The 24900-nt window shown below is 54.9% G+C and carries 13 protein-coding genes and 1 other RNA gene; 11 read left to right on the forward strand and 3 right to left on the reverse strand.

Annotated features, from left to right (window positions below; all coding sequences use genetic code 11):
- Positions 1-9: 9 nt before the first annotated feature.
- Together ACLD11_RS18555 and ACLD11_RS18560 are read left to right on the forward strand one after the other, a co-directional pair.
- Positions 10-1296, forward strand: a complete 1287-nt coding sequence (locus tag ACLD11_RS18555; protein WP_127172650.1) for an HlyC/CorC family transporter — start codon at positions 10-12, stop codon at positions 1294-1296.
- A gap of 120 nt (positions 1297-1416) precedes the next feature.
- Complete coding sequence (locus ACLD11_RS18560) at positions 1417-2022, forward strand: hypothetical protein (RefSeq protein WP_023136472.1); 606 nt, start codon at positions 1417-1419, stop codon at positions 2020-2022.
- A 34-nt stretch (positions 2023-2056) separates the two neighbouring features.
- Here the strand turns inward: ACLD11_RS18560 and grpE are convergent, their stop codons facing one another.
- Positions 2057-2647: a nucleotide exchange factor GrpE gene (grpE, locus tag ACLD11_RS18565; protein WP_001518875.1), complete on the reverse strand. Its 591-nt coding sequence runs from the start codon at positions 2645-2647 to the stop codon at positions 2057-2059.
- 122 nt (positions 2648-2769) lie between these two features.
- Between grpE and nadK the strand changes: the two genes are divergently transcribed.
- The 3 genes from nadK to bamE all read left to right on the forward strand — a co-directional run bounded on the left by nadK (position 2770) and on the right by bamE (position 5882).
- Entirely contained in the window at positions 2770-3648 is an 879-nt protein-coding gene (nadK, locus tag ACLD11_RS18570) for an NAD(+) kinase (protein ID WP_001059155.1), read from the forward strand.
- 85 nt (positions 3649-3733) lie between these two features.
- Positions 3734-5395, forward strand: coding sequence for a DNA repair protein RecN (gene recN / locus ACLD11_RS18575; RefSeq protein WP_000880965.1), 1662 nt, complete (start codon positions 3734-3736; stop codon positions 5393-5395).
- A gap of 148 nt (positions 5396-5543) precedes the next feature.
- Complete coding sequence (gene bamE, locus ACLD11_RS18580) at positions 5544-5882, forward strand: outer membrane protein assembly factor BamE (protein ID WP_411015235.1); 339 nt, start codon at positions 5544-5546, stop codon at positions 5880-5882.
- Between the two features lie 165 nt (positions 5883-6047).
- Here the strand turns inward: bamE and ACLD11_RS18585 are convergent, their stop codons facing one another.
- Both ACLD11_RS18585 and ACLD11_RS18590 read right to left on the reverse strand, forming a co-directional pair.
- Positions 6048-6338 carry an RnfH family protein gene (locus tag ACLD11_RS18585; protein ID WP_001112990.1) on the reverse strand — a complete coding sequence of 97 codons (291 nt, stop codon included), beginning with the start codon at positions 6336-6338 and terminating at the stop codon, positions 6048-6050.
- Positions 6328-6765, reverse strand: coding sequence for a type II toxin-antitoxin system RatA family toxin (locus ACLD11_RS18590; protein WP_001543334.1), 438 nt, complete (start codon positions 6763-6765; stop codon positions 6328-6330). The genes ACLD11_RS18585 and ACLD11_RS18590 overlap by 11 nt, the downstream gene beginning before the upstream one ends.
- 188 nt (positions 6766-6953) lie before the next feature.
- Here ACLD11_RS18590 and smpB point away from each other — a divergent pair, with 188 nt between their 5' ends.
- The 6 genes from smpB (at position 6954) to ssrA (ending at position 24780) form a co-directional block, all read left to right on the forward strand.
- Positions 6954-7436: an SsrA-binding protein SmpB gene (gene smpB, locus ACLD11_RS18595; RefSeq protein ID WP_001518569.1), complete on the forward strand. Its 483-nt coding sequence runs from the start codon at positions 6954-6956 to the stop codon at positions 7434-7436.
- A gap of 613 nt (positions 7437-8049) precedes the next feature.
- On the forward strand, positions 8050-19524 hold the full coding sequence (bapA, locus tag ACLD11_RS18600) for a biofilm-associated protein BapA (protein WP_411015236.1): 11475 nt from the start codon (positions 8050-8052) through the stop codon (positions 19522-19524).
- Positions 19525-19588: 64 nt separating this feature from the next.
- Positions 19589-20998: a TolC family outer membrane protein gene (locus tag ACLD11_RS18605; protein ID WP_411012249.1), complete on the forward strand. Its 1410-nt coding sequence runs from the start codon at positions 19589-19591 to the stop codon at positions 20996-20998.
- A complete protein-coding gene (locus ACLD11_RS18610) occupies positions 20995-23175 on the forward strand; it encodes a type I secretion system permease/ATPase (RefSeq protein ID WP_411012250.1) in 2181 nt (726 codons plus the stop codon). Before ACLD11_RS18605 ends, ACLD11_RS18610 begins: the two co-directional genes overlap by 4 nt.
- Before the next feature lie 7 nt (positions 23176-23182).
- Positions 23183-24346, forward strand: a complete 1164-nt coding sequence (locus ACLD11_RS18615) for an HlyD family type I secretion periplasmic adaptor subunit (RefSeq protein ID WP_072104906.1) — start codon at positions 23183-23185, stop codon at positions 24344-24346.
- 71 nt (positions 24347-24417) lie between these two features.
- Positions 24418-24780, forward strand: a transfer-messenger RNA (tmRNA) gene (gene ssrA / locus ACLD11_RS18620).
- Positions 24781-24900: the final 120 nt, after the last annotated feature.

The raw sequence follows: 24900 nt of genomic DNA on the forward strand, positions 1-24900 counted from the left end.
GAGTTTCCCCTGGAACACATCTCCACCACCACGCTGATTATCATATTAATCATCATGGTGGTCATCTCGGCCTATTTTTCCGGTTCCGAAACTGGAATGATGACGCTAAACCGTTACCGTTTACGCCATATGGCGAAGCAAGGTAATCGCTCGGCAAAACGGGTAGAAAAATTACTGCGTAAACCTGACCGACTGATAAGCCTGGTGCTGATCGGCAATAACCTGGTCAACATTCTTGCCTCGGCGCTTGGCACGATTGTGGGTATGCGGCTTTACGGCGACGCCGGCGTAGCTATCGCCACCGGGGTACTGACGTTTGTCGTGCTGGTTTTTGCCGAAGTCCTGCCCAAAACTATCGCCGCGCTCTATCCGGAAAAAGTGGCCTATCCCAGCAGCTTCCTGCTGGCGCCGTTACAGATACTGATGATGCCGCTGGTGTGGTTACTTAACACCATCACCCGCCTGCTGATGCGTCTGATGGGAATTAAAACGGACATCGTGGTCAGCGGGTCGTTAAGCAAAGAGGAATTACGCACTATCGTGCATGAATCCCGTTCGCAAATCTCTCGCCGCAATCAGGATATGCTGCTGTCGGTTCTCGACCTGGAAAAGGTCAGCGTGGATGACATCATGGTGCCGCGTAATGAAATTATCGGGATCGATATCAATGACGACTGGAAATCTATCGAGCGGCAGCTTACCCACTCCCCGCACGGACGCATCGTGCTCTATCGCGATTCGCTGGATGACGCCATCAGTATGCTGCGCGTGCGTGAAGCCTGGCGGTTAATGGCCGAGAAAAAAGAGTTCACCAAAGAGATGATGCTGCGCGCCGCCGATGAAATCTATTACGTCCCGGAAGGTACGCCGCTCAGTACGCAACTGATTAAATTTCAGCGCAATAAAAAGAAAGTCGGACTGGTCGTCAACGAATATGGCGATATCCAGGGGCTGGTCACCGTGGAAGATATTCTCGAGGAGATCGTTGGCGATTTCACCACATCGATGTCGCCGACACTGGCGGAAGAGGTCACGCCGCAAAACGACGGTTCGGTCATTATTGACGGTACCGCCAACGTCCGGGAAATCAATAAAGCGTTTAACTGGCACCTGCCGGAAGATGACGCGCGCACCGTCAACGGGGTGATTCTGGAGGCGCTGGAGGAAATTCCGGTTGCTGGCACGCGCGTGCGCATTGAGCAGTACGATATCGATATTCTCGATGTACAGGAAAATATGATTAAGCAGGTAAAGGTTGTACCGGTAAAACCGCTGCGCGAGAGTGTGGCGGAGTAACACAATGGCGAACTCCGGTTCGCCTTTTTTATCGCCGTCTTTTAAGATTCCATCAATTCCTGCCATTTACTTAACAATGCAATAATGTCTTTTCAGGCATTCAGAAAGGATATTGATGTTATGTCAGAAGATTATGTAATTGAATGGGATAAGAATTTTGCAGACGACCTCAACGTCGTCGCCAGCGTTTTTTTATCGCACAACCCAACCTTATGGCCCACTATTTTCTCTCAACTTTCGACGCAACCTGAAATCTTTGAAGACGAAGATGAAGACGAATATGGGTTGCAGGACGTTCTGGATTGTAGCGGTGGCGATCTCGGAAATAACGATCTGGCACAGGCATTTTTACAAGTTCTACGCGGCGAAGGATTAATTCACCTCGTTGACTGGAAAGGTGAAGATGAAGAAGGCGAACTGGCTAATTTTGCCGCAGATCGCTTTTATGAACTCACAAAAAACCTGACGGATTCTGAGGAATTAAGAAATCTTCTTGTCGAAATAACCCAAGAGGATGAAATCTCCGATGTCTGTGAAGCCGGAGACCGTTACCTTGACGAGATCTTTGAACGCATTCAGACCGAACTCAATAAAAGGGGCTTCCAGATTTTTGATCTGAATGAAGGAGCTGACACCTATAATGTGGTCGTTCTGCCAATGAGCGAATATAAAAAAATAGAGGATTTCAACACGCCGTGGCTGGAAGTGCAGGATTTTTTAAGCTAAAAAAATGGCCGACTTTACATCGGCCATCAGACTTTTACTTCGCCTTCGCTACCGTCACCATCGCCGCGCGAATGGTACGACCGTTCAGCGTATAGCCTTTCTGCATAATACCCAGCACATTGCCTGCCGGAACCTCTTCCGACTCCACCATCGCAATCGCCTGATGCACGTTCGGGTCCAGCGGCACGTTGGTCTCAGCAATCACTTCCACGCCGAACTTACGCACCACATCCAGCATAGACTTCAGCGTCAGCTCAATCCCTTCGACCATTGCCGCCATATCCGGATTGGCTTTGTCTGCGACTTCCAGCGCGCGATCCAGGCTATCGATTACCGGCAGCAATTCGTTGACGAACTTCTCGAGGGCGAATTTATGCGCTTTTTCGATATCCTGTTCAGTACGACGGCGCAGGTTTTCCATTTCCGCTTTGATACGCAACACGGTGTCGCGTTCGCGAGTCTGGGCTTCAGCAAGCTGAACTTCCAGATTCGCAATTTTTTCATCGCGCGGATCCACCTGCTCAGCAGAATCGTTTGGTTCAACTGCCTCAACCTCTTCGTGCTGATCCATGATAATTTCTTCCGGGGCTTGCCCCTCAGGCGTTTTCTGTTCTTTACTACTCATGAATTTCTCCGCGTTTTTTTCGCATTCATCTCGCTAACTTCGCTTATTATGGGGATCAGATTCAGGGTTTCAAGGGAAGTACTCACATTGTCATCAATCTTCGCTACAAGGACCTCAGAAAAATGAATAATCATTTCAAGTGTATCGGCATTGTGGGGCATCCGCGTCATCCCACCGCACTCACGACACATGAAATGCTCTACCGTTGGCTATGCGATCAGGGTTATGAGGTCATTGTGGAGCAACAAATCGCCCACGAATTACAGCTAAAAAATGTGCCAACCGGCACGCTGGCGGAAATTGGTCAACAGGCGGATCTGGCGGTAGTCGTGGGCGGCGACGGCAATATGCTTGGCGCAGCGCGTACTCTGGCGCGTTATGACATCAATGTGATTGGTATTAACCGCGGTAATCTTGGCTTCCTGACCGATCTCGATCCGGACAACGCCCTGCAACAATTATCTGATGTGCTGGAAGGGCGCTATATCTCCGAAAAACGTTTTCTGCTGGAAGCGCAGGTCTGCCAACAGGACCGCCAGAAGCGTATCAGCACAGCCATTAATGAAGTGGTGCTGCATCCGGGAAAAGTGGCGCATATGATCGAATTCGAGGTTTATATTGATGAAACATTCGCTTTTTCACAGCGATCTGATGGTCTGATCATTTCTACGCCGACCGGCTCCACCGCCTATTCGCTCTCCGCAGGCGGCCCTATTCTGACCCCTTCACTGGATGCCATCACCCTGGTGCCGATGTTCCCGCATACCTTGTCGGCGCGCCCGTTAGTCATTAACAGCAGTAGCACGATTCGTCTGCGTTTTTCGCATCGCCGTAGCGATCTGGAAATTAGCTGCGACAGCCAGATAGCGCTGCCTATTCAGGAAGGAGAAGATGTGCTGATTCGCCGCTGCGACTACCACCTCAACCTGATACATCCCAAAGACTATAGTTATTTCAATACATTAAGCACAAAACTCGGTTGGTCAAAAAAATTATTCTAATTTTACGTTAGCCTCTTTACTGTATAAAAAACCAGTTTATACTGTATTTAATTACAGTCATGGTTTTTCATACAGGACAACAGCTATGTTGGCGCAACTGACCATCAGCAATTTTGCTATCGTTCGTGAGCTTGAGATCGATTTTCAGAGCGGAATGACCGTCATTACTGGTGAAACCGGCGCGGGTAAATCTATTGCGATTGATGCCCTGGGTCTGTGTCTGGGTGGTCGCGCTGAGGCCGATATGGTCCGTACCGGAGCGACCCGCGCCGATTTGTGTGCCCGCTTTGCGCTGAAAGACACGCCTGCGGCATTGCGCTGGCTGGAAGAAAACCAGCTTGAAGAAGGGCGCGAATGCTTACTTCGCCGCGTTATCAGCAGCGATGGCCGCTCACGGGGCTTTATTAACGGCACCGCTGTGCCCCTGTCTCAATTGCGCGAGCTCGGTCAGTTGCTGATTCAAATTCATGGTCAACATGCGCACCAGCAGCTTACCAAACCCGAACAGCAAAAATCGCTGCTGGATAGTTATGCCAACGAAGCCGCTTTAGCGCAGCAGATGGCTGCCCGCTACCAATTATGGCATCAAAGCTGCCGCGATCTCGCCCATCACCAGCAACAAAGCCAGGAACGCGCCGCGCGCGCGGAACTGCTGCAATATCAGTTAAAAGAGTTGAACGACTTTAATCCGCAGGCCGGCGAATTCGAGCAAATTGACGAAGAGTACAAACGGCTGGCCAATAGCGGGCAGTTGCTTACGACCAGCCAGAACGCTCTGGCGCTACTCGCGGACGGCGAAGACGTTAACCTGCAAAGCCAGTTATATAGCGCAAAACAACTGGTTAGCGAGCTGGTGGGTATGGACAGCAAGCTTTCCGGCATCCTGGATATGCTGGAAGAAGCCACTATCCAACTCACTGAAGCCAGCGATGAATTACGCCACTATTGCGAGCGTCTGGATTTAGACCCCAATCGCCTGTTTGAGCTTGAACAGCGCATCGCTAAACAAATTTCTCTGGCGCGAAAACATCACGTCAGCCCGGAAGCGCTGCCGCAGCTTTATCAGTCACTGCTCGAAGAACAGCAGCAGCTCGACGATCAGGCCGATTCGCTGGAAACGCTAACGCTGGCGGTTAATAAGCATCACCAACAAGCGCTGGAAACGGCGCAAGCGCTGCATCAACAGCGTCAGTTTTACGCCCAGGAGCTGGGGCAGTTGATCACTGAAAGTATGCATTTACTTTCGATGCCGCACGGTCTGTTTACTATCGACGTGAAATTTGATGAGCATCATCTGAGCAACGACGGCGCCGATCGCGTGGAGTTTAAAGTGACGACAAACCCGGGTCAGCCGCTGCAGCCTATCGCTAAAGTCGCGTCTGGCGGTGAACTGTCGCGCATTGCGCTGGCTATTCAGGTGATTACCGCGCGCAAAATGGAAACGCCGGCGCTAATTTTTGACGAGGTCGATGTTGGCATCAGCGGCCCAACCGCCGCCGTGGTCGGTAAACTCCTGCGTCAGCTTGGCGAATCCACTCAGGTGATGTGCGTCACTCACCTGCCACAGGTAGCCGGGTGCGGTCACCAGCACTTCTTTGTCAGTAAAGAAACAGACGGAGCAATGACCGAAACACATATGCAACCTTTGGATAAACGTGCGCGTTTACAGGAACTGGCCCGCCTGTTGGGAGGAAGTGAAGTTACGCGTAATACGCTGGCAAACGCAAAAGAACTGCTGGCGGCGTAAACTTTTTTACCTCCCGAAGGTCTGAGTTCACAACAAAAACGCCGTAAGACCCGACAGCAAAAGGTTTTAAAGTGATGAAAGGTCTATTATCATCGGCATATTAATATGAGCCACGTACTGCTCAGGCCCGAAAAGGAACCCAATCACTATGCGCTGTAAAACGCTGACTGCTGCCGCAGCAGTACTCCTGATGTTGACCGCAGGCTGTTCCACTCTGGAGCGAGTGGTTTACCGACCTGACATCAATCAGGGGAACTATCTTACACCTACGGATGTCGCCAAAGTGCGTGTTGGTATGACGCAACAACAGGTTGCGTATACTTTAGGCACGCCGATGATGTCCGATCCTTTTGGTACGAACGCCTGGTTTTATGTCTTCCGTCAGCAGCCAGGACACGAGAACGTGACGCAGCAGACTCTGACACTCACCTTTAACAGCAGCGGCGTGTTAACCAATATTGATAACAAACCGGCGTTGACGAAGTAATTTTGTGATACCGCCTGATGAGGTTACGTTCATCAGGCCTGCAAACCTCTCCCCCGCCATTTGGTACGAATTTGCCTGATGGCGCTACGTTTATCTGGCTTACAGACACGCCTGCGCTTCAGGTCTGGCACGGCTTTCACACCGTTACCCGGCAAAAGAGGCTAATTATCTGCCAGCCGATTTTTCGGCGCGCTGGCGGCGTAATGCCTTTGGATCGGCGATTAAGGGACGGTAAATTTCAACCCGATCGCCATCCTGCACCGTATCGGTGAGTTTTACCGGACGACTGTAGATACCTACTTTATTTTTCGCCAGATCGATATCCGTGCGCAATTCCAGCAAGCCGGAAGCGCGAATCGCCTCTTCGACAGTCGCGCCCTCCTCCAGCGTTACGCGCTGCAAATACTGCTTTTCCGGCAGCGCATAAGCCACTTCAACCACAAGTTTATCCGGCACGGTAAACCTCTTTGGCGCGAACCGTAAACGCCTGCACCATGTTGGACGCTAACTCTTTGAATACACGACCAAACGCCAGCTCAATGAGTTTATTGGTAAACTCAAAATCAAGCTGAAACTCAATACGGCACGCCTCGGGGCTGAGCGGGGTAAATTTCCAGCCGCCGATCAGCTTTTTAAAGGGGCCATCCACCAGATGCATCAGAATGCTCTGGTTACGCGTTAGCTGATTACGCGTCGTAAACGTCTTGCTGATACCCGCCTTCGACACGTCAACAGCCGCCGTCATCTGTGCTGGCGATGACTCCAGGACGCGGCTACCAACACACCCAGGCAAAAACTGGGGATACGATTGCACGTCATTCACTAACTGATACATCTGTTCCGCACTGTAGGGGACTAAAGCAGTCCGACTAATCTGAGGCATAGCAATTCCCATCAACATAAATCGTGTAAATAATACCACTTATCAGCGAGTAAAAAAAATGCTGTCCCCAACCGTCATGCCTTAATTGTGCGTGCATAGCCCAACTCATGCTAAGATAGATTTTTGCACCTCATCAGGACGTAATGGGGTGTTTTCGATATCAGATTACCTATGAATTCACGACACTTATGACGAAGAAAAAAGCACATAAACCGGGCTCAGCCACCATCGCGCTGAATAAGCGCGCCCGGCACGAATACTTTATCGAAGAAGAGTTCGAGGCTGGTCTCGCCCTGCAAGGCTGGGAAGTAAAATCTCTGCGTGCAGGAAAAGCCAATATCGGCGACAGTTACGTTATCCTCAAAGATGGCGAGGCCTGGCTGTTTGGCGCAAACTTTACGCCGATGGCGGTCGCCTCGACACATGTCGTATGCGACCCAACCCGAACCCGCAAGCTGTTGTTAAACCAGCGTGAGCTTGATTCGCTGTATGGCCGTATTAATCGTGAAGGTTATACTGTCGTCGCGCTTTCTCTGTACTGGAAAAATGCCTGGTGCAAAGTGAAGATCGGCGTGGCGAAAGGTAAAAAACAACATGATAAACGTTCCGATCTTAAAGAACGTGAGTGGCAACTGGATAAAGCACGCATTATGAAAAATGCAGGTCGATAATAGACATTTTTTGTGACCAGCTTCTCAGTATGAAGCTGGTCAATATTCATATCTCATGCCTGCCTCGAAAATATATTCTCTGTGTCTGACGCTTATCAATAGCAATAAATACCACAAAAAGAATATATTCTTTGTTTAAAAAATTTTTATAGCCTAATAACACAATACTTCAAATGATTTTTTTAAAATTTAATATCGCTGAATACCTTCACAAAAGGTATTGTTTTTATGTTAAAAAAGAAAAAGAAGAAGAAATTAAAATTCATTATAAAACATAAAGATAAACAGAAAACCATCATGCATTGTTAGCTTGCCCACCTCTCCTTAACACAAACCCCGTTATATTTTAGGCGCACTAACACCTTTATCAATAGATCTTAATTTGCAGAAAGTTTTTTTTCTGACTATATCATCTAATACGAAAGCACTAGTCAGGCACAAAAAACAAAGGGTTATTCGACGAGAAAACCAGACCTTCACCTACGCTCATAAAAAAGAATATGGCTACGGAAATTCATCTCTCACGATGAACGGGAAGGCTCGTCTACGCATTTTGCCCTGAACGTCGTGCCCGTTAATTAATACACAGAGCAAATTCATCAGGAGCTAATTTATGCGTCTACTCGCCGTGGTTTCGAAATTGACTGGCGTCTCCACCACTGTGGAATCCTCATCGGTCACTCTTAACGCCCCGTCAATTGTTAAATTATCAGTGGCCCGGGAGGAAATTAGTCAACTTACGCGCATTAATCAGGATCTGGTGGTGACGCTCCATTCCGGCGAAACGATCACGATTAAAAACTTTTACGTTACCAACGATCTGGGCGCAAGCCAGTTAGTACTGGCGGAAAACGATGGCACGTTATGGTGGGTGGAAAATCCGCAAGCCGGGCTACATTTTGAACAAATCACTGATGTTAATGAGCTGCTGGTCACTTCCGGCGCTTCCCATGAAGCAGGCGGCGCCGTTTGGCCGTGGGTACTGGCTGGCGCGGTGGCGGCTGGCGGCATTGCCGCTATCGCGTCTTCCGGCGGTGGCGATTCCCACCATCATTCGGATGGCGATAATCCACCCCCCGATAACACCAATCCTGACGGTAATCCCCCTGATAACAGCAATCCCGGCGGCAGTAACCCTAACGGCAATACTCCAGGTAGCAGTAATCCTGTAGATACTACGCCGCCTCTCGCTCCCGGCGAATTATTGATTTCAGCGGACGGAAAAACGGTGAGCGGCGAGGCCGAAGCGGGCAGTACCATTACCATCAAAGATCCTTCAGGCAACGTCGTTGGCGAGGGCAAAGCGGATAGCGACGGTAAATTTAGTATTGATCTGACAGCGCCACAGCTTAGCGGCGAACAACTTACCGTGACCGCGACTGACGATGCCGGCAATACTGGCCCATCCGCAACCATTGATGCGCCCAACATTCCTCTCCCCGATACACCGGTTATCACCGCCGCTATCGATGATGCCGTTCCCCTCACCGGCACGCTGAGCAATAACCAGTTTACGAACGACAATACCCCCACTCTGGAGGGCACCGGCAGCGCAGGCACAGTCATCCATATTTACGCCAATGGTCAGGAAATAGGCTCAACAACGGTTGATACCAGCGGAAACTGGCATTTTGCCATTACCAACGCGCTAGCGGATGGGGAAAATCATTTCACCGCCATTGCGACTAACGTTAAAGGCGAAAGTCGCGAATCAGCCAGCTTTATGCTGACTATCGACACACTCAGCCCCGATGCCCCACGCGTTGAACTGATTGCCGATAACACCGGTTTGCTCACCGGGCCGCTACAGAATAATGACCGGACTGACGAGGCAAAACCGCTATTTTCCGGGCAGGGAGAGGCAGGCAATACCATCACGATTAAAGAGGGATCAACCGTTATCGGCAGCGCTACCGTAGACGAAAATGGACGCTGGACCTTTACGCCGACTACGCCGTTAAGCGATGGCGAACATACCTTTACCGTCGAACAAAGCGACAAAGCCGGAAACACGAGCGGCGTGACGACAACGCCTACTATCATTGTGGACACCACGCCGCCGGACGCCGCTACCATTGATAATGTCGCGAAAGACGGCACAACCGTTAGCGGCACCGCTGAAGCTGGCAGTACCGTGTCGATCTATGACCCGGCGGGAAATTACCTGGGCTCCACGATTACCGGAGAAAATAACCTCTTCAGCATCACGCTGAATCCGGCCCAGACCCACGGCGAGCGTCTGGAAGCGCGTATTCAGGACGCCGTCGGTAACATCGGCCCCGCCACGGAGTTTACCGCTTCTGATTCACAGTATCCTGCCCAGCCGACTATCCTTACCGTGACGGATGACGCTGGCGCCGTTACCGGGCTGCTGAAAAATGGCGATGCCACAGATGATAACCGCCCAACCCTCAGCGGTACTGCTGAACCAGGCAGTACGATATCGATTAGCGATAATGGCTTTCCTGTACCGACCTTTCCGCCCATTGTCGCTGACGCTGACGGCAAATGGAGCTTTACCCCCTCGCTGGCACTTGCCGATGGCGACCATGTCTTTACCGCTACCGCGACCAACGATCGCGGCACCAGCGGGCAGTCTGTCTCCTTTACCATTGATATCGACACGCAGCCGCCGGTGCTGGAAGGCCTGGCGGTTAGCGACGTCGGCGACAGACTTACCGGCATTACGGAAGCTGGCAGTACTGTGGTTATCAAAGACAGTCTGGGAAATACGCTTGGTAGTGGAACGGCAGGCGACGACGGTACCTTCTCAATAGGTATTAGCCCGGCGAAAATTAACGGCGAAACATTAAGCATTAGCGTTACCGATAAAGCCGCGAATAGCGGTCCGGTAGAAACGCTGAACGCGCCGGATAAAACTGCGCCTGCGGCACCGGGCGGCCTTATCGTGGCGACCGATGGTCTGTCCGTAAGCGGTCAGGCGGAAGCCGGGGCAACGGTAACTATCCGCGACAGTAGCAACACTGTACTTGGCAGCGCCGTCGCTAACGGCAACGGACAATTTATCGTTCCGCTGAATCCGGCGCAGACTAACGGCCAGGCGCTTATCGCTACCGCTACCGATGTCGCGAAAAACGAAAGCGCCGCCGCGACGGTTATCGCGCCGGACAGTACCGCGCCGGAAATGCCGAAAAACGTGGTAATTAGTGAGGATGGCGCCAGTATCAGCGGCACCGCCGAACCGGGTAGCGCCATCACGATCGCCACGCCGGACGGCACGCCGCTCGGCAGCGGCAAAGCAGATGGCGAAGGTCATTTTACCCTTCCCCTCGCCCCCGCACAGACCAACGGCGAACAGGTTACCGTCACCGCCACCGACAGCGCCAACAACGTCAGCCCGCCAACCACAGCGCAAGCGCCCGATATCACCGCCCCGGATAAGCCCATTATCACTCAGGTGCTGGACGATGTTGAAAGCTTCACCGGGCCACTGGTTAACGGACAAACCACCAACGACAACCGCCCCACCCTTAGCGGTACGGCGGAGGCTGGCGCGCGTGTCGAAATTTTTGATAACGGCGTTTCGCTGGGACTCGCCACGCTACAGCCCAACGGCGGCTGGACGTTTACACCGTCGCAAAATTTAGGTGAAGGCGCGCATCAACTGACCGTAATCGCAACCGACGCTAAAGGCAATGCAAGTCCGGCCGCGTCATTCGATCTGGTGGTCGATACGCAATCGCCGCAGCAACCGGTAATCACCTTCATTACAGATGATGCGCCGGGTATTCTCGGTAGCGTCGCGCATCTGGGGCTCACTAACGACAGCACGCCAACGATTAACGGTACAGGTGAAGCGGGTTCCACAGTACACCTGTATCAGAATGGCGCCCGGATAGCGGATATTATCGTCGGTAATTCCGGCGTCTGGAGCTACGCTTACACCACGGCCTCGCCACTGGCGGACGACACCTACACCTTTACCGTGACGGCCAGCGACAGTAACGGCAACACCACGCCTTTTTCGACCGATTTTACGATTACCATTGATACCCAGGCCCCTGCCGCCCCCGGCGTTATCGGCGTAGCTGACGGCGACGGAAATACGATTGATACCAATCAGATTACCCAGGAATCCCAGCCCCGGTTGAGCGGTAGCGGCACCGCAGGCGACATAATCATCCTTTACGATAACGGCAATGCCATAGGTCAGGTGCTGGTCGGCACGGACGGGCGCTGGCAGTTTACGCCGCCTGCCGCGCTGGGCGACGGCGACCACCTTCTGACCGCTCGCGCCAACGATCCGGCGGGGAACGAAAGTCCCGAATCTCTCAGCTTTACCCTGCGCGTCGATACCCAGGCGCCGGATGCGCCGCAGATCGTGTCAGCCGCCATCACAGGCGGAGAAGGCGAGGTACTACTGGCAAACGGCAGTATGACCAATCAGCGTATGCCGACCCTCAGCGGCACCGGCGAACCCGGCGCCATCATCACCCTGTACAATAACGGCATAGAACTGGCTACCGTCCAGGTCAATCCACAGGGTAGCTGGACCTGTCCGCTAACCCGTAATCTGAGCGAAGGGTTAAACATCCTGACGGCCACCGCCACGGATGCCGCAGGCAATAGTAGCCCCACCTCCGGCGTTTTCTCCGTTACCCTTGATACCCAGCCTCCAGCGCAGCCTGACGCGCCGCTGATCAGCGATAACGTCGCGCCGGTTATCGGCAACATCGGCAATAATGGCGCAACGAACGACACCACGCCGACCTTCAGCGGCACGGGAGAGATCGGCAGCACGATTATTCTCTACAATAATGGCAGTGAAATTGGTCGCACAACGGTAGGCGATAACGGTAGCTGGAACTTTACGCCTGCGGCACTGACGCCAGAAACCTATACCATTACCGTCACGGAAACCGATATAGCGGGCAATATCAGTCCACCTTCCGCCTCAGTCACTTTTACGCTAGACACCACTGCGCCCGCCAATCCGGTTATCACTTTTGCCGAAGATAACGTCGGCGAAGTCCAGGATACTATTGTCAGCGGCGCAACCACTGACGACAATACACCGGTCATTCACGGCACTGGCGACATCGGCAGCGTGATCACGCTCTATAACGGCAGTAGTGTCGTGGGTGTAGTCACCGTCGATGAGACCGGCAACTGGACGCTAGCGGTGACCAGCGCGTTGCCGGATGGCGTCTACACCCTGACCGCCATTGCCGCCGATGCCGCCGGAAACAGCAGCGGCGTATCGAATAGCTTTACCTTCACCGTCGACACCGTTCCGTTGCAGCCGCCCGTCGTCAATGAGATCCTTGACGATGTCGCGCCAGTGACCGGGCCATTAACCGATGGTGCCTTTACTAACGATCGGACGCTGACTATCAACGGCAGCGGCGAAAACGGCAGCACCGTCACGATTTACGACAATGGCATGGCAATCGGTACGGCGCTCGTCACCGACGGGGTCTGGACATTTAATACGCCCGAATTGTCAGAAGCCAGCCATGCGCTAACCTTCAGCGCGACTGACGATGCTGGAAATACCACGGCGCAAACCCAACCGATCACCATTACCGTGGATATCACCGCCCCGCCCGCGCCAACAGTCCAGACGGTGGACGACGATGGCACGCGCGTCGCCGGACTTGCCGATCCTTACGCTACCGTTGAAATTCATCATGCCGATGGCACCCTGGTCGGCAGCGCTGTCGCTAATGGCACCGGTGAATTCGTCGTTACGCTCAGTCCGGCGCAAACCGATGGCGGTACGCTGACGGCAATTGCTATCGATCGCGCGGGAAATAACGGCCCGGCAGCGGATTTTCTCGCCTCCGACAGCGGTCAGCCCGCCGTCCCGGCCATCACGGCGATTGAAGATAATGTCGGGAGCGTACAGGGGAATATTGCAGCAGGCGGCGCCACGGACGACACCACGCCGACGCTGCGCGGCACCACGGATATCGGCTCTACCGTTGAGGTTTTCATTGATGGCGATTCGGCAGGCTATGCCACCGTTGACGCCAGCGGGAACTGGATCTTTGAGATCGCGACGCCATTAAGCGAAAGCACACATTACTTCACCGTCCAGGCAACCAATGCGAATGGCCAGGGCGGCCTGTCCGCACCGGTCGGGATCACTGTCGATCTTAGCGCGCCGGCGCAACCGGTTATTACCAGCGCAACGGATGATGTCCCCGGCATGACCGGTACGCTGGATAACGGCGCGCTCACCAATGATTCACGCCCGACGCTCAACGGAACGGGAGAAGCAGGCGCCACCATCCGCATTCTGGATAACGGCGTAGAAATCGGTTCCGCTACGGTAGATCAAAGCGGCAACTGGCGCTTCACCCCGAACGCGCCGCTGGAGAGCATCGCACATATCTTTACCGCCGTGGCGACCGATCCCGCCGGCAATAGCGGCCAGCCTTCGGACGGCTTTACGCTGAACATTGACGCGCAGGCGCCAGATGTGCCGGTTATCACGTCCGTGATTGACGATAACAATCAACCGACCGTTCCGGTGTTACCGGGGCAATCCACCGACGATCGGCAGCCAATACTGAACGGAACTGGCGAACCTGGCGCGACAATCACCATTTTTGATAACGATACGCCGCTTGGTACGGCTCAGGTAGGCGAAAACGGTAGCTGGACCTTCCCGGTGCCCCGCAATTTGTCAGAGGGAAGCCATAATCTGACGGTTAGCGCTACCGATCCGGCGGGCAATACCAGCGCGGTCTCCGCGCCGTGGACGATCATAGTCGATATTACGCCTCCGGCGATCCCGGTTCTCACCTCCGTCGTGGATGACCAGCCCGGTATTACCGGCAACCTGGTTAGCGGGCAGCTAACGAACGATGCGACGCCCACCCTGAACGGGCGCGGAGAGGCAGGCGCGACGATTAATGTCTATCTTGACGGTAATCCCGCGTCCATCGGTACCACGACGGTGAATAGCGACGGCACGTGGAGTTTCACGCCGCAGACGCCGCTTGCAAACGGTAGCCACACGTTCACCCTTAGCGCCACCGATCCGGCGGGTAATAGCAGCGCGGTGTTCAGTGGATTTATGCTGACGATTGACGCCACACCGCCCGCCGCGCCGGTTATCGCCAGCGTGGCAGACAATACCGCGCCGGTGACGGGCATCGTCCCCAACGGCGGCTCGACGAACGAAACCCGACCAACACTTTCGGGTACCGGTGAGGCGGGTACAACCATCTCGATTTATAATGGCAGCGCGCTGGTCGGCACGGCGCAAGTTCAGGCCAACGGTAGCTGGAGCTTTACACCGTCTACCTCGCTGGGCGCGGGCATCTGGAACCTGACGGCGACAGCAACCGATGCGGCAGGCAACACCAGCGCCGCGTCCGAAATACGCTCGTTTACTATTGATACCACGGCTCCCGCCGCGCCTGTTATTGATACGGTCTACGACGGTACGGGCCCCATTACCGGCAATCTGAGTTCAGGACAGATCACAGACGAGGCGCGCCCTGTCATTAGCGGCACCCGTGAAGCCAACACAGCTATTCGTCTCTACGATAACGGCACGCTGCTGGCTGAAATTCCCGCCGACAATAGCAGTAGCTGGCGCTACACGCCCGATGCCTCTCTGGCGACGGGCAACCATGTAATTACCGTCATTGCCGTTGATGCCGCAGGCAACGTCAGTCCCGTTTCAGACAGCGTTAATTTCGTCGTCGATACCACGCCGCCGCTGACGCCGGTAATCACATCAGTCAGTGACGATCAGGCGCCAGGCCTCGGCACGATCGCGAACGGCCAAAATACCAACGATCCTACGCCAACCTTCAGCGGCACCGCAGAAGCCGGCGCCACGATCACGCTCTATGAAAATGGTACGGTCATTGGCACGACAACGGCTCAACCTGACGGCGCGTGGAGCGTCTCCACCTCAACGCTGGCAAGCGGAACGCACGTCATCACCGCCGTCGCCACCGATGCCGCAGGAAACAGCAGCCCGAACAGTACGGCTTTCACCCTGACGGTCGATACCACCGCGCCGCAAACGCCAATCCTGACGTCCGTAGTGGATGACGTCGCGGGCGGGGTCACAGGAAATCTCGCTAATGGTCAGATAACCAATGATAACCGCCCCACGCTGAGCGGCACTGCCGAAGCGGGCAGCGTGATCAGTATCTATGATGGCAACACTCTGCTTGGCGTCACCTCGGCTAACGCGGGCGGCGCGTGGAGCTTCACGCCAACGACAGGGTTAAACGACGGCACGCGCACATTAACAGTGACCGCCACCGACCCGGCAGGCAACGTTAGCCCGGCCACCAGCGGTTTTACTATCGTGGTCGATACCCTTGCGCCAACGGTTCCGCTTATAACCAGCATCGTTGATGATGTCCCGAACAATACCGGCGCCATTGGCAATGGACAATCGACCAACGACACACAGCCGACGCTCAACGGTACCGCGGAAGCCAACAGCGCGGTAAGCATCTTCGATAATGGCGCGCTGGTCGCGACCGTGAACGCCAATGCCAGCGGCAACTGGAGCTGGACGCCAACCGCCGCGCTCGGCCAGGGAAGTCACGCCTATAGCGTTAGCGCCGCCGATGCGGCTGGCAACGTTAGCGCCGCTTCGCCATCGACAACGATTATCGTGGATACCATTGCGCCCGGCGCGCCCGGCAACATGGTCATCAATGCTACCGGTAATCGGGTGACGGGCACCGCAGAAGCAGGTAGTACAGTGACAATTACCTCTGAGACTGGTGTGGTACTGGGAACCGCCACCGCCGACGGTACAGGCAGCTTCACCGCCACACTCACGCCCGCGCAGACCAATGGTCAGCCGCTACTGGCATTTGCCCAGGATAAAGCAGGCAACACAGGCATTGCCGCCGGATTTACCGCGCCCGATACGCGCGTGCCGGAAGCACCGATCATCACCAACGTAGTGGATGATGTGGGTATTTATACCGGCGCTATCGCCAACGGTCAGGTCACTAATGACGCACAACCCACATTGAATGGTACCGCTCAGGCGGGCGCCACGGTGAGCATTTATAACAACGGGGCGCTGCTCGGCACCACCACGGCGAACGCCAGCGGAAACTGGAGCTTTACCCCGACAGGTAATTTGACCGAAGGCAGCCACGCCTTCACCGCCACCGCGACTAACGCCAACGGTACAGGCAGCGTCTCCACCGCCGCGACGGTGATTGTCGATACGCTGGCGCCCGGTACGCCGTCAGGTACGCTCAGCGCCGATGGCGGTTCACTTTCCGGACAGGCAGAGGCAAACAGCACCGTAACCGTCACGCTGGCGGGCGGCGTGACGCTCACCACCACCGCCGGCAGCAACGGCGCATGGTCTCTCACCTTGCCGACAAAACAAATTGAAGGTCAGCTCATTAACGTGACGGCCACTGACGCTGCGGGTAATGCCTCCGGCGCGTTAGGCATTACCGCGCCGGTTCTGCCGCTGGCGGCAAGGGATAACATCACCAGTCTTGATCTGACTTCGACCGCCGTCACCAGCACGCAAAACTATTCGGATTACGGCCTGCTGCTGGTTGGCGCGCTTGGCAATGTCGCCTCGGTTTTGGGTAACGATACCGCTCAGGTTGAGTTCACCATTGCTGAAGGTGGTACGGGCGACGTCACCATCGATGCCGCCGCAACGGGAATCGTGCTTTCGCTGCTCAGTACTCAGGAGATTGTGGTACAGCGTTATGACACCAGCCTCGGCGCCTGGACGACGATCGTCAACACCGCCGTTGGCGACTTCGCGAATTTGCTTACCCTGACCGGGAGCGGCGTTACCCTGAACCTGAGCGGCCTGGGCGAAGGCCAGTACCGGGTACTCACTTATAACACCAGTCTGCTCGCCACCGGGTCATATACCAGCCTGGATGTCGATGTACACCAGACCAGCGCAGGTATTATTAGCGGGCCAACCATCAGTACCGGCAACGTCATGGCTGATGATACCGCGCCGACGGGCACCACGGTCACCGCCATCACCAACGCCAACGGCGTCAGTACGCCGGTCGGCGCGGGCGGCGTGGATATCCAGGGACAATACGGCACGCTGCACATTAATCAGGATGGCAGTTACACCTACACGCTGACTAAGCCCACGGCAGGATACGGACATAAAGAGAGCTTCACCTACACCATTACCCAGAATGGCGTCGGTAGCAGCGCCGCGCAACTGGTTATCAATCTGGGTCCCGCGCCTGTACCGGGCAGCGTGATAGCGACAGACAATAACGCCTCGCTGGTCTTTGATACTCACGTTAGCTACGTCAACAACGGTCCCTCGACACAAAGCGGCGTCACGGTATTAAGCGTCGGACTTGGTAATGTACTGAACGCGAATCTGCTTGATGATATGACTAATCCGATCATCTTTAACGTTGAAGAAGGCGCTACGCGAACCATGACGTTACAGGGAACCGTCGGCGGCATCTCACTGGTTTCCACGTTCGATCTGTACGTTTATCGCTTCAACGATGCCATTCAGCAATATGAGCAGTTCCGGGTGCAAAAGGGTTGGATTAACACCTTGCTGTTAGCCGGACAGTCCCAGCCGCTGACCCTGACGTTGCCTGGCGGCGAATACCTGTTCGTGCTGAATACCGCCAGCGGCATTAGCGTCCTCACTGGCTATACGTTGGCGATTTCCCAGGACCACACCTATGCCGTTGACAGTATCACCGCCAACACCACCGGCAACGTACTGACCAATGATGTCGCCCCTACGGACGCCCTCCTCACTGAAGTAAACGGCGTGGCGATTGCGGCGACCGGCACAACGGAGGTAAACGGGTTGTATGGCTCGCTCATTATTGACGCAAGAGGCAACTATACCTACACGCTGAAGAACGGCGTCGGTGCCGACAGCATTAAAACGCCGGACAGCTTTATCTATACGGTCAAAGCACCAAACGGCGATACCGATACGGCCTCGCTCAATATCACGCCAACCGCCAGGGCGCTGGATGCGATTAATGATGTCAGCGATACCCTTAGCGTCGCCACGCTTCAGGATACCGCAGCCTGGCTGGACTCCAGCGTCGGCAGCGCCAGTTGGGGGCTACTCGGCAAATCGGGCAGCGGGAGCGGCACCTTTGACGTTGCAACGGGCACCGTACTTAAAGGCGCGTCACTGGTCTTTGATGTCTCCACGCTCATTACGCTGGGCAATCTGAATATTAGCTGGGCCATTCAGGAGAACGGAACCGTCATACGCAACGGAACCGTCCCGGTGGCGAATATCACGCTGGGCGGCGCGACGGTGACCGTCAACCTGAGCGGCCTGGAGCTGGATGCCGGAACGTACACGCTTAACTTTACCGGCACCAATACCCTGGCCGGGGCGGCGACGATCACGCCACGCGTCATCGGCACCACTGTCGATCTGGATAATTTTGAAACGTCCGGAACGCATACCGTTCTCGGCAATATTTTTGATGGCAGCGATGCGGCGGGGGCGATGGATCAGCTTAATACGGTGAATACCCGCCTGAGCATTAGCGGGTATAACGGCAGCGCCGCCACGCTGGACGCCGCGGCGAATACCACCAGCGCCACGATTCAGGGACATTACGGCACATTGCAAATTAACCTCGATGGCGCTTACACCTACACGCTGAATAATGGCATCGCGATGTCGTCCATCACCAGTAAAGAGGTCTTTACCTATCAACTGGATGACAAGATGGGTCATACGGATAGCGCCACATTGACCATTGATATGGCGCCGCAAATCGTCAGTACCAACCAAAACGATGTTCTCATCGGCTCCGCCTATGGCGATACGCTGATTTACCACCTGTTAAACGGCGCGGACGCGACCGGCGGTAACGGCGCCGATCGTTGGCAAAACTTCTCTACCGCGCAGGGCGACAAGATCGATATCCACGAACTGCTGACCGGCTGGGATCACCAGGCGGCAACGCTGGGTAACTTTGTTCAGGTTCATACCAGCGGTGCCAATACGGTGATATCCGTCGATCGCGACGGCGCCAGCAGCGCGTTTAAATCCACTGACCTTGTCACTCTGGAGAATGTGCAGCTCACGCTAAATGATCTGTTGCAGAACAACCACCTGATAACCGGCGGTTGATAAAAAAGCCCCGAACGCCACGACGTTCGGGGCAACAAGCGGTGATATTTAAAAGGGATAAACTATGGGAAGAGTCGCGCCTGTCGCCATCGTACTGGCATTTGCTTTGTTTCATCACCAGCCCCGGGGCGCAGAAGCGCCGCCAATGATTACATCCGAAGGATTAGCAACGGACCAGATGCTCCCTTCGCTGGATGGCTCCGCCGCTGAGTTGCCGCTCAGCGCCGCCGCGCCGGGCAACCTGACGCTCAATGACGCGGTCAATCGCGCCGTTAACTGGCATCCTTCTATTCGCGAAGCCGTCGGCAAACTGCTCGCACAGAATGAACAAATAGAGGTCGCCAAATCGAAATATTATCCGCAAGTCAGCGCTGGCGTGAACAATGGGTACAGCAATACCTACACCGATCACGGGTATAGCCCCTCGCTGGTGCTGTCGGTATCGCAAATGCTTTATGACTTCGGCAAAGTGGCAAGCCAGGTTCGCGCCGAAACCGCAGGCGCAGCGCAGCAACAGGCCAATGTGTTGCTCAGTATTGATACCGTCGCGCACGAAACCGCCAACGCCATTGTACAAACGCAGAGCTGGCAGCAAATGGTAGAAGCGGCGGAAGAACAGCTCGTCGCGCTGGACAGCATCGGTAAACTTATCCGGCAGCGCAGCGATGAAGGCGCTACGTCGCTCTCTGACGTAGTGCAAACCGAAGCCAGAATCGAATCCGCCCGCTCGCAACTGGCGCAGTATCAGGCCAATCTCGACAGTGCGAAAGCCTCACTGATGAGCTGGCTGGGCTGGAATTCGCTTAACGGCATCAATAATGACTTCCCGGCGAAACTCGCTCGCAGCTGTGAGACGGCGACTCCCGACGATCGACTGGTGCCCGCGGTACTGGCCGCCTGGGCGCAGGCCAACGTTGCGCGGGCGAATCTGGACTATGCCAGCGCGCAAATGACGCCGACGATTTCGCTCGAACCTTCCGTACAACATTATCTTAATGATAAATATCCCAGTCATGAAGTGCTGGATAAAACCCAGTATTCCACCTGGGTAAAAGTTGAGATGCCGCTTTATCAGGGCGGAGGGCTGACTGCCCGACGCAACGCCGCCAGCCATGCGGTAGACGCGGCTCAGTCGACCATTCAGCGCACCCGGCTTGATGTCCGCCAGAAACTGATGGAGGCGCGCAGCCAGGCAATGAGTCTTACCAGCGCGTTACACATCCTTCGTCGGCAACAGCAGCTTAGCGAACGCACGCGCGAACTGTATCAGCAGCAATACCTTGACCTCGGTTCCCGCCCGCTGCTCGACGTGCTTAATGCGGAACAGGAAGTTTACCAGGCGCGTTTTGCCGAACTGCAAACGGAAAGCCAGTTGCATCAGTTGCAACTGAACTGTCTGTATAACACCGGCGCGCTTCGTCAGGCGTTCGCGTTAAATCATCGCAGCATTCAATCCGTGGAGATCCAGCCATGACCCGCGCCGCCCCCGATGTAGAAGAGGTACTCAGTGAGCGCGCGCTGAGCCAATGGGCGCAGGCCATCAGCCATGTCGCCGGTCATTATCGCGTTGCCTGCTCTCCCGGTTCAATTCAGGCCAACGCCCCGTGGCTTAGGGGTAAAAGCAGAACGACCGCCTTAACGCAGCTCGCGCGGCAGGCGGGTTTATCCTTTCATGCGCCGGACATAGACAAAACGGCATTTAGTCAGTGGCGATTGCCGTTGGTTGTCGAGCTCCGGGACGGGCAGTTATTGGTCATCGAACATGTTAATGGCGAAGATGCGGTAGACGTTTTTGTGATTGAAGAAGAGGGTCAGCGTAACCGCCTGACGCTCAGCGAGTTATTGCCGGAGATCTTCTATGTTGCCGCGCTACGCCCGCTATCGGCGCTCAAGGATAGCCGCGTCGATCGCTATATCTCCCGCTTTAAACCCGACTGGATGCGCGAGCTGGTTCTGCAGGATATTCGCCCTTATTTACCGGTAATGGTCGCCGCCTTTCTGATTAACGTGCTGTCGCTGGCCGGGATTGTGTTCTCTATGCAGGTTTACGATCGAGTGATCCCCGCTCAGTCATATCCTACCCTGTACGTGCTCTCCTTCGGCGTGCTGGTAGCGGTGCTGTTCGGTTTTCTGCTGCGTGAAGCGCGTACGCACATTATGGACGTGCTCGGTAAACGCGCCGATATGCGCATTTCCGATCGGGTATTCGGTCATGCGTTAAGGCTGCGCAACAGCGCTATCCCCCGTTCCACCGGCAGTTTTATCTCGCAGTTACGCGAACTGGAGCAGATCCGCGAGATGATTACCTCTTCAACGCTGGCGACCATTGTCGATCTGCCTTTCTTTTTCCTGTTTATGATAGTCCTGGCGATTATTGCCCCACCGCTGGCATGGATAGCGCCCGTGGCGGCTCTGCTGATGATCCTGCCGGGCGTCGCACTGCAAAAAAAACTGGCTGTCCTCGCCAACCAGGCCGCCCACGAAGCGACGCTACGCAATGCAGTCTTGGTCGAAAGCGTTCAGGGGCTGGAGGATATTAAACTGATGCAGGCGGAGAACCGCTTTCTTCAGCAGTGGAATAGCTATATCCGTATTACCGGCGAGTCGGGTCTACGCACCCGCAAACTCACGCAAGGGCTTATCAGTTGGGGGATGTCGGTACAAAGTCTGGTGTATGCCGCAGTGATTATGTTTGGCGCGCCGATGGTCATTGAAGGCAGTATGACTACCGGCGCCGTGGTCGCCGCGTCGATGCTCGGCTCGCGGATGATCGCGCCAATGGCTAACCTGTGCGGCGTGCTGGCGCGCTGGCAGCAGGTGAAAGCGGCGAAGATGGGTCTCGACAACATTATGCAACTGCCCACCGAGACACAGCATGACGATAGCCTGATACACCGCGACATCCTCCACGGGCATTACCTCTTTGAAAACGCTCAGTTTCGTTACCATAACGACGATCAACGCATACCGCTGCGCCTCGTGCGTCTGGAGATCATGCCAGGCGAGCGGATTGCGATACTGGGGCGTAACGGCGCGGGTAAATCCACACTTTTACAGGCGATGGCGGGCGGCCTGGAGATGATTCAGGGAGATGCCCGGCTTGATAATCTCAGCTTGTCGCACATCGATATGGCGGATTTACGCCGCAACATCGGCTTTCTTAGCCAGAACGCGCGGCTTTTCTTCGGCACCCTACGAGAGAACCTGACGCTCGGCGCGCCGCACGCCAACGATGAACAGATTTTTGACGCGCTCGAAGTCAGCGGCGGCGCCGTCTTCGTCAGGCGGCTGGCAAAAGGGTTGGATCATCCCATTATGGAGGGTGGTAACGGCCTGTCCGGCGGGCAGCGTCAGTCCCTGTTGCTGGCGAGAATGCTGCTGCGCTCCCCCAATATTGTGCTACTTGACGAACCCAGCGCCTCGCTGGACGAGCATACGGAGCGAGAGTTTATTCAGCGGTTACATCAGTGGCTTGGCAACCGTACCCTGGTCGTCGCGACGCACCGGGTACCAATACTGGAGCTGGTTGAGCGTGTCGTTGTCCTGAAAGAAGGACAACTGGTGATGGATGCGCCAAAGGCGCAGGCGCTTAACGCGGATCGGATGCAAAGTCACCGTCGGGAGTGGAAAAATGAAAATCAATCAGCATGATGCCGCGATGGACGATCCCGATATTCAGCGTGAACGGGCGTTTTCCGGCGCGGGTCGTATTGTTCTGATCTGCTCACTGTTATTTCTCATTCTCGGCATCTGGGCGTGGTTTGGCCGACTGGATGAGGTTTCCACCGGCAACGGGAAAGTGATCCCCAGTTCACGCGAACAGGTTCTGCAGTCGCTGGATGGCGGCATTCTGGCGCAGTTGACGGTGCGGGAAGGCGACAGAGTTCAGGCTAACCAGATTGTCGCCCGGCTTGATCCGACGCGTCTGGCGTCCAATGTGGGTGAAAGTGCGGCAAAATATCGCGCTTCACTCGCCTCCAGCGCACGGTTAACCGCGGAAGTCAACGACTTACCTCTCGCCTTCCCCGCTGAGCTGAACGGCTGGCCGGATCTGATTGCCGCAGAGACGCGTCTCTATAAAAGCCGCCGCGCGCAGCTGGCCGATACCGAAGCCGAGCTACGGGATGCGCTGGCGTCGGTTAATAAAGAGCTGACCATTACCCAGCGGCTGGAGAAAAGCGGCGCGGCCAGTCATGTTGAAGTGCTACGCCTGCAACGACAAAAAAGCGATTTAGGCTTAAAAATTACCGATCTGCGCTCACAATATTATGTGCAGGCACGCGAAGCGTTATCGAAAGCGAACGCTGAGGTCGATATGCTCTCCGCCATTTTAAAAGGACGCGAGGATTCCGTCACCCGCCTCACCGTACGTTCGCCGGTACGCGGCATTGTTAAAAATATCCAGGTCACGACGATTGGCGGCGTGATCCCGCCTAACGGCGAGATGATGGAGATAGTACCGGTAGACGATCGTCTGTTGATTGAAACCCGCCTTTCGCCGCGTGATATCGCCTTTATTCATCCCGGCCAACGCGCATTGGTTAAAATTACTGCTTACGATTACGCCATTTACGGCGGGCTTGACGGCGTGGTGGAGACCATTTCACCGGATACCATTCAGGATAAAGTGAAACCGGAAATTTTCTACTATCGCGTGTTTATCCGCACCCACCAGGACTATCTACAAAATAAATCAGGACGCCGTTTTTCGATTGTTCCAGGCATGATCGCCACGGTGGATATCAAAACCGGTGAAAAAACCATTGTCGACTATTTAATCAAACCGTTTAATCGCGCGAAAGAAGCGCTGCGCGAGCGGTAAATCGTTGAAGATAAGAAGATACGGGGGCTGGTCACGCGTGTCACAAGTCTGTTATACTTACCTTACACATTGGGGCTGATTCTGGATTCGACGGGATTTGCGAAACCCAAGGTGCATGCCGAGGGGCGGTTGGCCTCGTAAAAAGCCGCAAAAAAATAGTCGCAAACGACGAAACCTACGCTTTAGCAGCTTAATAACCTGCTTAGAGCCCTCTCTCCCTAGCCTCCGCTCTTAGGACGGGGATCAAGAGAGGTCAAACCCAAAAGAGATCGCGCGGATGCCCTGCCTGGGGTTGAAGCGTTAAAACGAATCAGGCTAGTCTGGTAGTGGCGTGTCCGTCCGCAGGTGCCAGGCGAATGTAAAGACTGACTAAGCATGTAGTACCGAGGATGTAGGAATTTCGGACGCGGGTTCAACTCCCGCCAGCTCCACCACTTTTTAGTTGTTTGAAGTACAATGAAGTCTACTAAGCCCGCACAGCACAAGCTCTGCGGGCTTTTTTACGTCTATTGTCGTCCAGTGCGAATTGCTGAGAACTATAAGTTATGGCACCC

Source organism: Salmonella sp. 741265116_PST (genome assembly GCF_046567715.1).
Classification (GTDB): Bacteria; Pseudomonadota; Gammaproteobacteria; order Enterobacterales; family Enterobacteriaceae; genus Salmonella; species Salmonella enterica.